Below are 14,766 nucleotides of genomic sequence, written 5' to 3'. Positions count from 1 at the left end.
AAATTGAATGAGTAGTTTAACTCATCGGAACATTTCTGAATTATAATTTGAATTATTATTTCATCAATATCATCTTCCTAATCGCCTGGAACTGATTGCCTTCGCTATTGTGGACCACGATGCGGTAGATATATACACCAGAAGACATACCATCGGCGATAAAGCTAATGCTGTGATTCCCAGCCGCCATCTCCTGATCGATCAGCTTTTTCACCATTTGTCCTGCCGAGTTGTAAATGGTGAGCGAAACATTTCCCGCTGCCTTCAGCGAAAACTTAATTGAGGTCTCAGGATTGAATGGATTGGGATAATTCTGATAGAGCTCATAAGTTAATGGGACAGTGTCGGCCTGATCGATTGAAGTTAAGGTGGCATTCACAGGATGAGTGAATTCACCCAAATTTCCTGAGAAGTCAACCGCAGCAACCACATAATAGTAACTTCCCAGCGATGTTGGCTTATCGGTAAATTTGAGTTCTACTGTGGTCCCAACAAGGTTATTGTCACTGGGGACAAATGATGGGTCTGTTGACCGAAAGACTTTGTAATAGTTGATGTCAGGATCTGCAGGTGCTTCCCAGCTTAGCTCGACATTGCCAGCAGCGACCATTGCCATGAAATTGCCTGGGGCATGAGGCACTAAGTTGTCCACTGAATACCCTTGGGCTGGCAATGATTCATGAACATTCCCCGATTGCGAAATGGACACGACTTTAAAGGTGGTCAGAGCTAATCCGGCAGCCGTTGAGTCATAAAGCGTCGGAACGACTAACGCATATCGATCGGCGCCGTGGGCGGTGTATTCGCCGACGCCAACCCAGACCTCACCATCCTGGCGTTTGACAATATATTTGGCAACTGGATCAACGGCCACACCGTCATCGACAAATTTATCCCAGATGATTGTGACTTGTTTGCCCTGATCATTGGGAACATCTTCGATGGCAACGATTTCGCCCTCAATCGCATTGTTTTTCAACGCCTGGATCGAAACTTTAAGTAGAGCGACGGTGAATGCAGGATTATGTATGCCAAGACTCCCATCATAGTAAACCATCCGATGGTTGAAAGCAGCTTTCAATTCGGTTTTGGTCCAGGTATTGTTTACTTCAGCATGCGGATCTGGATTGGGTAGCAATGCCGCCAATTGATCCATCAAGCCTTGAACTTCCTCTTGCAATCCTTCTTCCTTGCCATCACCATCATGATCGGCATTGCCATTGACGTAGAATTTCTTTTCGTGAAAGCTTTCACCGACATTGCCATGGCATCCCTGGCAAATTTTAACATTGTCTTTGCCATTATTGTCCACGACTTTAAATGAGTGGGAGCCCACGATAGTGTTAGGATCGATGGACATGCCTGGGGCCATGTGGCAATCCACACATGAGTTTTCGATATCCTTCAGATGGGGCGAAGTCGGTAGATTCTTGCCAAAGGTGACAGCGTTTTTGCCACTGATCATATCCGCCTGAGGAGCATAGTGCGGACCGAAACGACTGGAGGCAGCATTTGTATATGTCACTGCATTCTGACGGCTCTGATGGCAGTTCATGCAGAGCTTGCCCAGACCACCTTCGGTGATGACCTCTCCTGTGGCTAACTTGGCCTCCACAGTTCTCACTTGATGGGCATTCTTGTCGCTATGCGGGTCGTGACAAGCTGAACAGGTGATTGGAACGTAATCGGTGCGTGGCGGTGTGACTCCATTCAGAAAATCCACGAATCCAGCCGCCGTGTGACAACGGACGCAAGCGGCACGACCCGGCCCGCTCGGCGTTGACGTAGCGTGCGCATGAGCGGAATAATCCAATTGCTCAGGATAAACGTGAAATGTTCCAGAGTCGTGGCACCAGGCGCAATTTTCCGTATTCAATGAGGATACCATTTTGGAATCACTGGTTACACCCATGTGAGCGCTTGCTGGGCCATGGCAACTTTCACATTGAATCCGGGCCAATTTCATGGCATCAGGAAATTTTTTCAGCAAGCTATCATATTGACCAGGATAAAGCGAATCTGGAAAAACAAATGGTCGATCGTCAAAACCATTATTTTTGGCGTTTCTATCATAACCTGTTACATGACAGCTAATACAATAGGAAGCATAATGCCCCGCAACCTCTGGATCGCCATTCATGGCTCGTTCAAACAGGGAATAATGCCCCGTCTTTTTCCATTCATTGGTTTTTCCGCTATGGCAAAGGGCACAGTTGCCATCACCTACCCCAACATAAGTCGCTGAATTGATGGTCACTTTTGCAGATTTGCCGCTGGCAGAAAATTGTACTTCATAAGTACCGACGAGGTCAGGTGTGAACACAGCGACCTGGGTGGCTGTATCCAGATCAACGGTCTTGGTGATCGTCGCTACCGAACCAGTAGGGGCTTTGGTCACGCTCCAGCTTGGGCTTGTTAGCTTGCCGCTGGAAATAGAGCCTTTCAAATACATCTGAGTTTCGACCCCAACATTGAGCAGGCCATTATAAGCCCGATCAAATAGATCGTTGGGATCTTTCGCTGCATCACGGGGCGAAATTCCATAAGGCTCCAATTTCACAGTCTGCGCTGCTACCATGCCTGCAACAACAAATACGACCATGATAATTAGGGTAGCTTTTTTAACCATAACAACTCCTCATGATTTGGTTAATTGATTGATTAAGTTAACTATAATTTTTATATCAAATGGCTTTTCGAAATAGCCAATGATATTCAGCTTATTGGACAATCGCACCTTTTCGGGTATGGGATAGGCAGACGTGATAATTAAGCTTTGCCCCTCACAAATTTCGCCAACTTGCAATAGCCAATCATCAGCTTCAGCATCTGATAACCATAGATCCGAAATGATTAAATCATAGCATTCTTTAGATAAAAGTTGCAACGCCTCTTGGGCGCTTGTCACATACTTGATGCTCAAATTTTCAATTTTTTTGAGATAGCGACAGAGGTTCTCTGCCAGAAACTCTTCGTTTTCGATCACCAGAATATTCATTGATTGCCCTTTATGACGCTTCTGTAAAATAAATGTCAAATTATATGCCATTATTTTATGGCTCAGCAATTACTCTAAATTCAATTGCTTAATGGGTAATCATTCTTCATGCAACTTTTTTAAAGGCTAAAATTCACCAGAAATTATTGACAAAACGCGGCAAAAATGACCGAATAGGAGGGATAATCATTTGGAATTTTGTTGGTTAATAAAGTGGCTAATTTTCTCCACTTCATAAGCTCGGGGGGATAAACATAGCAAAGCGATGAACATCACCATTTCCACAGGATTGATACAATCGGTTGCATAGCGACAATGCCGAGATTTTGCTTGTGTTGCTTTCTGATCATCCGCTGGAAAAAAATCTCATTCTACCAAATGATATCAATATTATGATCTATTTGATATTTGAAATTTTGGGCATTGAGATTTGATAGTCCTCTAGGTTATGCTTTTTGATTAAATACCGAACAATGTGCCGTTCCTCTCCCAAAATTTTTGCCGCTTGCAATTGATTCCCGCCGCTCATCTGCAATGCCTGCAGCAGAAGTGATTTCTCGATCCCATCTAAATATTGCTTTAAAGAAAGCTGCTCCAGATCGGCGATGGTCGGTTGGAATGACTTTAAAGTTGCTTGCTGCTGCATCATTTCGCAGGCTAAATGTCTGAGCTCAATTGTATCCCCGTCGCATAGGATCACGGCTCGTTCGATAGTGTTGCGCAGTTCACGGATGTTGCCTGGCCAATCATAATCCAGAATCATCCTCTGGGCATCAGCAGCGATGCGTCGCACTGGACGCCGTAGTTGACGGGCAATCTTCTCTAAAAAGAACTGTGCCATTAGCAGAATCTCAGCTTTACGATCCTTCAAAGGTGGGAGCGTCAGATAGAACATGTTCAGTCGGAAAAATAGATCCTCACGAAATTTTTTTTCTTCCACTCGCTGGCGAATGTTTTGATTCGAAGCGGCAATAATCCGCAAGCTCACTTTAATATCCCTGATCCCACCCAATCGTTTGAATACCCGAGTCTCAATCACCCGTAACAATTTTGCTTGCAGGGCAGGAGACATCTCTGAAATTTCATCCAGAAATAGCGTCCCTTTATGCGCCAATTCGATCAAGCCGATCTTGCGCTTTTTGGCATCGGTAAAGGCACCAGGCTCATAGCCGAACAGTTCGCTCTCCAATAAATTTTCTGGCAAAGAAGCGCAATTGATCTCCACAAAAGGAGCATCGGCCTGCGGCGAATGGTGATGAATAAATCGAGCCAGCATCTCTTTGCCTGTACCACTTGGCCCTTCTATGAGGATGGTGCTTTCTTCAACCTGCGCTACTTTTATTGCCAGATTTTGAAGTTGCTGCATCTCGGGCAGCGTGCTGATGAAAAATTCGTCCTGATACGATGCCTGTAACCGTTGCTTGTAGTAATTGAATTGATTGTTGAGTTGAAATCGCTGAAGCTGCTTTTCGATATTGACCAGAATTTCATCCAGCTCGAAAGGTTTGATAATGTAATCATCCACCCCCAATTTCAGCGCCTCGATAGCCGATCCTACCGAGGCGTGGGCGGTGATCACCAGCGTCGGAATGCCCAGGCCCTTTTCTTTCATGAGGCGATATAACTCCAGTCCATTCCCATCTGGTAGATTCAAATCCAGCAGCAGCAGGTCGGGAAATTTGGACTCCAGCGCCTTTTTCGCTTCAGCCAATAATCCCACCGTCTCCACTGCATAATTTTTGGCTTCCAGTGCACTCTTTAGAAAAAAGGCCAGGTTTTCCTCGTCATCTACAATTAAAATATAAGGGTTCATTTTTCAAATGGCTTCCAATGGATGTTAAATGAGATTTACACAGTTGTTACTCTTCGGGATTAACATTGGCAAATTTCATGTGAGGCCTAATGATTAAAACCTTGTCGATTGCATTAAAGCTGAAAATTCGTCAGTTGCGAGATTGGTTTCATTGGCTTAATTAGAGCCTGAACGAAATGTCCCTGAGATTGTCATTCCGAACGAAGTGAGGAATCTAATTTTTACACAAAGATTGGAATTACAGATTTCTCTCCGCCAACTGGTGGCTCGAAATGACACTTGATAATAATTTCGGACAGCTATCAATTAGCAGGGAAAGTTTTCTCAGCCATCATGTTTTGGCTTCTCGCGCAGGCAAATAGATTACCACAGTGGTGCCTGCTCCTTCCTTGCTTTCGATGGTAATTTTGCCTCGATGCAATTCGACAATTTTCTGACTGATCGCCAGCCCCAGACCAGTCCCGTGGGGCTTGGTGCTAAAAAACGGCTGAAAGATCTTTTGACGAATCGAATCTGGAATTCCTGAACCTTCATCCCGCAATCGGATTTCCAGTCCCCCGTGATTTTTATTAACAGCCAAAGTAATTCGTCCGCCAGGGGGGCTGGCCTGAGCTGCATTCAACATAATATTCCAGAGCACCTGTTCCATTTTGAGCTCATCCAACCAGAGCTGTGGCAGATCGGCGTCGATATGCGTCTCCAGTACCAATCCCTGCTTTTCCAGCGTCGGTGTGATTAACGCCGCAAAGCGTTTGATCAATGGGGTGATATCCATTAATCGGGTTTCAAGTCGCTCCTCACGGGCGTAAGACAACAGTCCCTTCAAGATTTTATCAACCCGCTGGATTTCATTCCGTAGGCGCTCATAGTAGCTCTTTTGTGGCTCTCCATTCTGGAGCTGGCTTTCCAGCAACTGAATGCCCGTTTGAATACTGGCCAGAGGATTTTTGATTTCATGAGCGATGCGAGCTGCCATGGCGCCGATAATAGCCAGATGCTTCTGACGTTCCTGGTCCCGTTCCCATTTGGCCAGCATTAATTTGTGGTTAATGCGACTGATCAAAACAGCACCTAAGGTGATTGCCAGCATCATGAAAATAACCAGCAAGAGGAAACTGATAAATTGATTTCGAATCGATACCAGTAGCTCGGAGATAGGAGAGCTGATTGCCACAATCCAATGGGTATTTGGTAACGAGACTCGAGCGTAGCCAATCAACACTTTCGGAGAGTTTCGATTTTGTTTGATCCCAACCCCAATTTCAGTCATGAGCATTTGTTGCTCAAAGATAAATGGTTGGTGACATGTCTGACAGCTTGGTTCCGATTTGATCATATTTCGCAGCAGCATATCTTCATGATTGGGGTGATAGAGCAAATAGCCCCCTTCATTGAGAAGCCAAACGTAATCATCTTTTCCTTTAAAGACGGGTTTTAGCGCTTCTTGTAAAGCTGTATTGATATGTAGCACCCCTAAAATAGCGCCTTGAAATTCATTGCGGTATGAATAAATTGGTGAAATCAAACAGATAAAAACTTTCCCACTTACAAGGGTATCTTTTGAGAATATTTCAGTGTTTCGACGATCTCGAGCGGCTGCAAAAGATTCGAGGAACTTTTGTTGCATTTGAGGAGCTTGGTCCGTTAAGCACGGAAAATTATCTGGGTATCCGATTTTCGGAAGGCCAAAAAGATCCACCAAAATAAGGTATTCAAAACCTATAACTTTGTTGTAGGTGTATTGTAATTCGGCTGAAATATTCGGGATCACGAATTGTTTAAAATCTGGTTTATCTGCTAAGACCTCCAAAGTTCGAATGCGATCTTTGATGAATGCTTCCAAACCTAATGAGGCCTGTCTTGCTAGCGTCATCTGCTTTTGGCTGTAAAACTCAATAATATGCCGCTTGGTTCGAAAATATTGCAAATGGGCAATCAGGCCAAGCACAAAAATGATGATCGCAAGGAGCACGAAAATAAGCGTCCGATATTTCATTTATGTTACATCCGCTCCAACAAAATTCAGTGAACTAAAAATCAAATGATCAATAGGCCAAAGGCTATGACGCCTTGCTCTATTTGACATCCTGCCGGCAGCAGGTTATGAGATTGGCAATTGATCTTTGGTTATCTCTGATTGCGCAGTGGATCGATCGAGAGATCGCTCTCGCTCCACGGCGGCAAAATTTTCACCAATATCCATAAGATAACAAAGGGCAGGACCAGCAAACCGATCGCCATCAAGAGCCCCTCGATGCCAAAGAGCTCCACTTTATAAACGGTCAACCCTCGGAAGCTTTTGGAGAACAATTGGCCACCAATAACCACATTCCAGCGGATGCTGAAAATACCGATTTGCACCAGAATGGCGGTAATAAAATAAATGGCTCGACGAAATGCTTCGGCTGTGCGGATCAGTTTGACAAACGCCAAAGATAGAATTGGCAACACGGTTCCAATGATCACCTGCGAGACGATCAAGCTGATGAAAAGCTTGCTTCGCACCATTTCCCCCAATATTTTGATGGATTCCTCAGCCTCGTACAGCCGCTGGATAAAATCGAGCGACTCCAGCGAAAAGTCGATGAGCATTACATACAGCAAGTAGGAACCCAGCTTGTCCAGACATGGCATGTTGTTCTTTTTGCCCCGTAGGAAATTACTGATCATATAAAGCAGCAGCACCATAGCGATGCCCGAAACAATGGCGGAGAATAAAAACACAATGGGCATGAGCACGCTGCTCCACCAGGGATTGGCTTTCACCGAACCGAAGATGAATCCCACATAACCATGCAACAGGAACGCCGAGGGAATGCCGATGATGGTGATGAATTTGCCGATCTTACGATCCAGGGCGATCGACTGCTCAGATACATCGGTCGTGCCCAGCGTAAGAATTTTATAAATGATTTTTTTGATTCCTGTTTCACTGCGAGACCAATGGACAATGTTGTCCCGATAATCGAACCAGATTTCCAACAATAAGACCGCCAGTAAATACCACAAATAAACAAAACCGAACATGGCCATGGCGGATTGCAGATGCGGCGTAAGAAACATTTCAATACCCCGCTCGGGTCGAGCCAGATGCGCTTGCAATGGCAGCGGCGCCACGATTAGAAAGGCCAGCGCCGTCAGCAATGACAGGCGATAAGTGGGCTGTACTTCTTTGACATTAAACACCCGCTCCAGCGACGCCAGAATGAAAGCGCCTGCCACCAGACCTGTGATATACGGATAGATGACGATCAGAATGTTCCAATGCAGTTCGACTTCATTGGGGTAGATAAAGCCAGTCACGTTCTGCAAGGCATGATTGAGCAGCGCAAATAATTTTTCCACGTTATCGCACCTCCCCGTCTAAGTTGGCGTAAAAGACCTTGGGCTCGGTATTCAACGCAGGTTTGAGCACCTGAATTTTATTGACTCGGCGGAATCGGGATAAGGGATTCGGCGTCGCTGTCAATTCGCCGAAAATCCGAGCCTGAGTGGGACAGACCTCGACGCAGGCAGGCAGCAGCCCTTTGGTAATGCGATGATAGCAGAAATTGCATTTGTCCGTGGCTCTGGTATGGGGATTCATAAATCGGGCCCCATAAGGACAGGCCTGGATGCAGTAGCGGCAGCCGATGCAATAGTCGGGGTCCATCAAAACCACGCCATCCCGAGAGACGAACGTCGCCCCGACGGGACAAACTTGCACGCACGGCGGCTTGGCGCAATGGTTGCACAACTTGGGCACGAAATAGCTGCGCATCACATCTTTTGGGGCCAATGCACTGGGCGGAAAGCCCTGGCTGCCACCATTGGGACTCTCCACGGTAATTTCACCCGCCACAGGAATGGTGTAGCGCTCGATCCAGGTGCGAAAATAGAACGGCTCTTTGGGGACGTTGTTTTCCGTCTTGCAGGCCTGAACACACAGACCGCAACCAATGCATTTATGGACATCAATGCCCATTCCGTAGTCGTGCTTAGTGGGATTATAACCTTCCGCTGCGAAGGCCTGGGCGCTCAACGGCACCAATGCCGCTGCAGAAATGATTTGTAGACATCGTTTGAGAAATTCTCTTCGGCTTTGATCAGTTCTTATATTGTTCATTGTTTCACCTCGGGAAAGTGGGGGTAATGACATTGCCAACAGACATAATTGCCGCCGTGCGTCGCCAGCTCCACACGAGGCGCATCGACGGTTGTCTCTCTGCCTTCGGCATGACAATCGGCGCAAAGCTCACGGCTTTGTGGCAGAACGGGCTTATTGGCTCGGGGATTCATCTTGTGTTGTTCTGGCACCTGATGACAATCGGTGCAGGACATGAACTGATGCTGCGATTCTTCCAGCGCAGTTGCCACCTGGCTATGGCAGGCGCTGCACTCGCCTGGTTCGTGCGGTAGAGTGGGGGCATGTGCTGGATGGCATTCCAGGCAGGACTTCCCAGGGTTATGGGTCGCTGCGTTTATTTGCGGGAAACCCTTGGGCCGAGCCGCAATGTAATCGTGACAGCGGACGCAAAATTCCCGTTCTCTGGGCACTAGCAGATCCTGCTCGTCAGGCGACTCGCTATGGGCCAAGCCAGGCCCGTGACACGATTCGCAGGCAATGGTACGATGCGAATATTGATCTCGGATCGCCACAATATCTTCGTGGCATTCTTTACAGATTTGCTGTCCCGCATATCGAGCTGGCACGGCCAGATTCAAATCCACGGCCGCCGCCCGATAGTGACCGTAAATTCCAAAGGTTTTGGGGATCAGCAGTCTCCTGCCGAAAATGAAGGCAGCCAAAAAGATGATAACAAGAATGATTAGCGCTCTGATTTGTTGAGGCATTTTTTGAAGGATTCTGGAAAACCAGTTGTTCCGTTTCTCGGCTGAGTCTGTCATTTTCTGCTTTCCATGGTTTGGTTAATAATAAACAGAATATATTGCAGGAAATGAAAAAGCTCTATCGATGGCCTCAGAAATGAATGCTCTCAGAATGAAAAATTATCAATCGAGGTGGTTTTGTTTATGAGTTTTTTCATATCCTGGTTATATGATAGCTTCGCAAGAGAAAAATTAGCAGCATAGGTTTTGAAATAAAATTTTCACAAACAGATGGAATTCACCAGAGCTGAAATTGAATGTGTCAACCATTGACTACTCAATCGTCCAGCTACCAAGCTGGCCATTTTTGATAGTGCATACCCCACGTCAAATTCATCCCCTTTGGTAAAGCATATTAAGCATTTCTGGAGACGTTTTAATTTATACCCTTACCGAATGGCCCTATCGATCCATTTCGAAGGGTCATTTTGTTGATAGGGAGCTCTTTCATGAAAAGTATTCAGCAATCAGATACTATTAAGGGTGCTTTCACAGAATCTAATATCGCATTTATTGAATGCTTCAAATCTAAAATAGCTCGGGTCATCTTCAAACTGGTTAGTCAGCAATTGAGTTTTCTATGGATTTATTGTGCAAATGGTTAATTATCGAGAACCAACTATTTGACCACTTTGAGCCCTATTTCATAATATCAAATTATTAACAAACAATCAAGCAAATTTTTTTAGGATCAGAGTTCTCCTTTACAACAATTTTCCAGTTTCACTATTTTCTTATGAATTTCTTATTAGCAAATAAATTGTTTCACCGGACTTGTTGGGTATTGTAACCAAAACTGCTTTTGGATGGCGAAAATTCTATCCCTTTGATAGAAAAAAAGCTGACCAAGATTTATGCCATTGGGTAATTTAATTGGATGTAGAAATCCTAAAGAAATATGAAACGCTTTTGCGTATTTAATTTGTAGCTGAGGATGTACGGAGGGGATAGAGATTATTTTCAAAAGGATTTAATCTCTTAACAAGTCATGGATAATTTTCGTTTGCTATTTGATAGTTGAGGGGCTAGTGCGAAATTTAAGAGCAATAGGTAACTATGGCGTTCAATGCTTATTTTTGAACCGTAGCAGGAATCTCTCGAAAATATTTCACCTTGGTGCTGATTGCTGAAAATTCGGTACATAAAATTTCAACGATGATGATAAAGTGTTTGGGAAAAGCCCGCTTATCTACTGCAATTTGAGAATAGAGATTAGCCAACAGCTCAGGGCGATTGAGCAAGCGCACGGTTTCAATCTGGGAGGGAAAAGCGAAGCCACACAGGAACAGATAATTCTCGTTGTTTGAACCCGCAACCTTAGCGATCAACCCCACATCCTGATGGTATTGGTTATCGATTTTCTTGCCCACAAAGCTGATGAGCGAGTCCGACTCAGGAACTCTCACCGTCAGAATCCCTTTGAAATTATTGGTGTATTTATACTGGATTGGCAACTTGGCGAGGATCGTCCCAATCTCACGGAGGCTGCTGAAGCCCCCAATATAGATCACATTGCGGTCGATGAAGTTTTTCAAATCAAATTGCGTCGCCGCAAAAAGAGAAGAAAGCTCAATGGTGGCAGTTTGATCAAATGAATACAGGGCATGAGCGAGGTCATAAATGTTCCAGGCAGAATTTACGGGCAGTCCGCCATGGCGCTCTTTTTTTACCGAGCGCTTGGGAAATTTCTGGCTGAACTGTTCGAATTCGGCTTGGTTATTAATTCCATAATCGATAATAATTCGAGGCTTTTGCTGGTCATTATCAAATTCCCAGAACTGGAAATGGTCGCCGATCACAATGGTGGTGGGCAGGTGATTGCTGAAAAAATCGCTCCAGATCGGATCATCCTTGGGGATCGGGTTGCTGATGGTTGGAGTGGATTTTGGTCGGCTGAGGTAAAAAAAGAGAGTCAAACTATTGGTGATTGCCAGCGCTATGATGATGCCGAGAACGAGCAGGCGTCTAGAAGCTAAGCGCTGGAGCAAGGTTCGCTTGACAAAGGATTGCTGCTGAAATCGAACCTCATAATGCCCCTTAGGGATCGTCAGTATGATTTTATCGGTTTTCCCCTCGTCGTCATAATAGGCCTTGATTTTATTCCTGAGCCGATGGATATAGATACGCACCGACGGATCGATGGCGGGATTGGACCCTTTGACCTTCTTGAGAATTTCCACCCCGATGGGGTATTTTTTCACAGGCGTGCGATTGATCTCGCACCAAACCAGAAATTTTAATAGCTCGACGTATTGTTCAGCTTTGCAGAAGGACAAATGGAGGCGATCAACAAACAGCTTTCGGCCAGGGCCATCGTAAACGTGGTCTCCTCAGCTCGCATCCAGGAGATCCCCGAAGCCAGAGCTGCCATCGTTTATGTGAGGTGGAAAATGCTTTCTAAAGAGCTAGATAAACGCTAAAGATGAATAATGAGTAAATGATTCTTATCAATAACCGAATTACACCAAAAATGTTTTCGCCGTACGCCAAATTCTCTTTCTCAATGATGAGTGGCTATGCAGTCAATTTGTAAAAACACCACCATAATCTTTTAGATTTTAAGCCCCAAAATCTAATTTGAATGCCACTAAAACAGCCCAACTTTATGGATAATTTCAGAAAATCTTGGGTCTGTCCGCAACTGATCCAGTTTGGGCTCGACCTTCAGCCAGACCAATCCGCTATTTTTTTGAACGATCGCTTGATTCAGCCAATAAAAAGCGTTATCTTTTTCTCCAAGACAGGCATAGATCATTGCGATCCAGTAGCGAGAGATATATCTCTGCTTTGAGGCCGCAATCAATTCTTCGATAATTTTTTTAGCATTACTACTTAGTCCAGCAAGCGCATAGCTATTTGCCAGTAATGCCAAAACATGCGGTTCATCGCCGAATGTAGCAAGCACCTTGTTAAATTGATCAATCGCTTGCTCATAACGGCCCTGCTGTTCGTAGACCCAGGCGAGCTTGACTTGAGCCGACATAAAATTTGGATCCATTTCGAGTGTTCGCTTCAACTGCTCTTCTGCCAGATCATAATTTCTCTCGAAAAAATAAATCCAGCCAATATTGGCGTTGAGAATTAGCGATAGCGGATCCAAATCCAGCGCTTTATTGATTTCCGTCCTGGCTTCTCGGAATCGCCCCATCATCGCAAGTTGCAGCGCATACCAATGGTGGGCAATCGCATAATTGGGTTTCAATTCAATAGCACGCAACAACTCCTGCTCGGCGCCTTTCCAGTCCCAATCGTAGCGGGCCAGGGCAAAACCCAGCGAAGCATGAGCTTCGGCAAGGGTTGGTTCTATGGCCAGGGCCTGCTCAGCAGCCGCTTTGGCTCTGGAAATTGCTTCTCTGGGTTCTAATATATCATAATCGTTCAGCAGATTATAGCAATCGGCTAACCCAGCGTAAGCCAGTGCATAGCTTGGGTCAATTGCAATCGCTTGATTGAAATACTCGATTCCTTTTTTAAAACCCTCTGGTGTTCGCTTATTCCAGAAGAAGCGACCTTTTAGATAAACGTGATAAGCGTCAGGATTAACTTGTCGAATTCGACTTAAATGGGCTTTTTCGTGCGGCTGCAGTTTTGCGTTGATCCCAGTGGCAATTGCTGTAGTGATTTCGCTTTGCAATTCGAGGATGTCACTCATCTTTCGCTCATAACTATCTGCCCACAAATGACGCTCAGGTTTTGCTTGAATCAATTGTGCGGTGATCCGCACCCGATCATCAGAATAGAATAGCGAACCTTCCACAACGGCATCCACCTTCAGTTGCTGCGCAATGTCTAATAGCGGCCGATAGACGCCCTTGTATTGCATCACCGATGTGCGTGAAATCACCCGAACTGCACTGATCTTTGCCAGCTCATTGATCAACGATTCGGTCATTCCATCAGCAAAGTAATCCTGTGAGGGATCAGCATTCAAACTGGTGAGGGGGAGGACTGCGATCGATTGAATATCAGGATGGCTGCGATGATATAGATATCTTCCAACAAAAATCATCATTAAAAATAGCAGGACAAGCACGGTTATTTTTTTTCGTGTTTTTGACCAATATGACTGCAGGCGGTTTGGTAAATGAACAAGCAAAGGGGAGAACGAAATTGAAGGGAATGCCATTGCTTTCGAATCCCCAATCTCCTTTGGTGATTCCCGTTCTTCCTCCCGAACAGTGACTTGCAGAAACGATAATTCTTCCTCAACGACCTCGTCTTGGTTCAGCCAAATTTTCTGAATAGGTGCGATGAATTTATAGCCTAAGCGGGGAATCGTCTTGATGTAGCAGGGATTATGCGGAATATCCCCGAGCGCTTTTCGTGCTTCCTCGACACAGTGAGCCATAGCCGCCTCAGTAACGATGGTATCAGTCCACACCTGTTTCATTAATTCATCTTTTGGGACCAGGCGACCATGATGCTCGATCAAGTATAACAGGGTGTCAAACGTCTTGGGCCGAAGATAGATCTCTTGACCATCCTTTAGCAAACGATGCTCACGTGTTTCAATCGTAAAATCGAAAAACCGATAGACTTTTTTTCCTCCTTTGCGAGCCATACGGATCTCGGTAGTTCTCCAAATATAAAGAGCGTCTTATGATTGCAGCTAAAATCTAAAACATAAATTTTTCATTGTCAAGAAATAATTTTTCATTTTAGTAAATAGAATGTGCTTGAAGAGCGAACATGCCGTAATTTTTTCAAAATTTTTTCATGGTTTTGTCAAGCAAGTCATCAAAATTATTTTTAAATTTTCTTGTTAAAAAATTCCATGGCTTGAAGAGATATACTTTGTGTTCAATGGGAGAGAAGCAGGAGTTGATTAAATCAGGAGAAAATCATTAGAAAGAAAATAAAGGAAATCAACATTATTAAATACCACAAAAGGGTAAAAAAAGGCCAAACTCCAGCAATTGCATGTTGTCCAATTTGCGGAAGTCAGGAGCTAATTACCCTAGCGACGGCAGCACAGCTTACTGGATTGAGCCTTGCGACACTTGACCATTAGATGTCTAACCATAAGATCCATCATATCCGATTAACGGAAAATGAAGTTATGATATGCTGCCAGTCATTATCGGAA

General features: G+C 44.9%; 10 protein-coding genes. 1 reads left to right on the top strand and 9 read right to left on the bottom strand.

Going from position 1 to position 14,766, the window contains the following annotated elements; translation table 11 throughout:
* Positions 1 to 55: 55 nt before the first annotated feature.
* From ONB37_16930 to ONB37_16895, 8 genes are all read right to left on the bottom strand, one after another.
* Positions 56 to 2,629 (bottom strand): T9SS type A sorting domain-containing protein, encoded by a 2,574-nt coding sequence (locus tag ONB37_16930; protein ID MDZ7401843.1) that lies wholly within the window; start codon positions 2,627 to 2,629, stop codon positions 56 to 58.
* A 9-nt stretch (positions 2,630 to 2,638) separates the two neighbouring features.
* Complete coding sequence (locus ONB37_16925; GenBank protein ID MDZ7401842.1) at positions 2,639 to 2,998, bottom strand: response regulator; 360 nt, start codon at positions 2,996 to 2,998, stop codon at positions 2,639 to 2,641.
* 397 nt (positions 2,999 to 3,395) lie between these two features.
* Positions 3,396 to 4,811, bottom strand: a complete 1,416-nt coding sequence (locus tag ONB37_16920; GenBank protein MDZ7401841.1) for a sigma-54 dependent transcriptional regulator — start codon at positions 4,809 to 4,811, stop codon at positions 3,396 to 3,398.
* A gap of 331 nt (positions 4,812 to 5,142) precedes the next feature.
* Positions 5,143 to 6,807, bottom strand: a complete 1,665-nt coding sequence (locus ONB37_16915) for an ATP-binding protein (protein MDZ7401840.1) — start codon at positions 6,805 to 6,807, stop codon at positions 5,143 to 5,145.
* 131 nt (positions 6,808 to 6,938) lie between these two features.
* Positions 6,939 to 8,156: a polysulfide reductase NrfD gene (gene nrfD, locus ONB37_16910; GenBank protein ID MDZ7401839.1), complete on the bottom strand. Its 1,218-nt coding sequence runs from the start codon at positions 8,154 to 8,156 to the stop codon at positions 6,939 to 6,941.
* Between the two features lies 1 nt (position 8,157).
* Positions 8,158 to 8,916, bottom strand: a complete 759-nt coding sequence (locus ONB37_16905) for a 4Fe-4S dicluster domain-containing protein (protein ID MDZ7401838.1) — start codon at positions 8,914 to 8,916, stop codon at positions 8,158 to 8,160.
* Positions 8,913 to 9,698 carry a hypothetical protein gene (locus ONB37_16900; GenBank protein ID MDZ7401837.1) on the bottom strand — a complete coding sequence of 262 codons (786 nt, stop codon included), beginning with the start codon at positions 9,696 to 9,698 and terminating at the stop codon, positions 8,913 to 8,915. The genes ONB37_16905 and ONB37_16900 overlap by 4 nt, the downstream gene beginning before the upstream one ends.
* A gap of 1,052 nt (positions 9,699 to 10,750) precedes the next feature.
* Positions 10,751 to 11,956 carry a helix-turn-helix domain-containing protein gene (locus ONB37_16895; GenBank protein MDZ7401836.1) on the bottom strand — a complete coding sequence of 402 codons (1,206 nt, stop codon included), beginning with the start codon at positions 11,954 to 11,956 and terminating at the stop codon, positions 10,751 to 10,753.
* On the opposite strand from ONB37_16895, the gene ONB37_16890 reads away from it, so the two are divergent.
* Complete coding sequence (locus ONB37_16890; GenBank protein MDZ7401835.1) at positions 11,957 to 12,100, top strand: hypothetical protein; 144 nt, start codon at positions 11,957 to 11,959, stop codon at positions 12,098 to 12,100.
* A gap of 167 nt (positions 12,101 to 12,267) precedes the next feature.
* Here ONB37_16890 and ONB37_16885 read toward each other — a convergent pair whose 3' ends face one another.
* Positions 12,268 to 14,241 carry a tetratricopeptide repeat protein gene (locus tag ONB37_16885; protein MDZ7401834.1) on the bottom strand — a complete coding sequence of 658 codons (1,974 nt, stop codon included), beginning with the start codon at positions 14,239 to 14,241 and terminating at the stop codon, positions 12,268 to 12,270.
* Positions 14,242 to 14,766: the final 525 nt, after the last annotated feature.

This window comes from candidate division KSB1 bacterium (genome assembly GCA_034506395.1).
In the GTDB taxonomy this organism is placed as follows: domain Bacteria; phylum Zhuqueibacterota; class Zhuqueibacteria; order Thermofontimicrobiales; family Thermofontimicrobiaceae; genus Thermofontimicrobium.
Note: the sequence above shows the minus strand (reverse complement) of the source record. Positions and strands in the feature narration are given on the sequence as shown.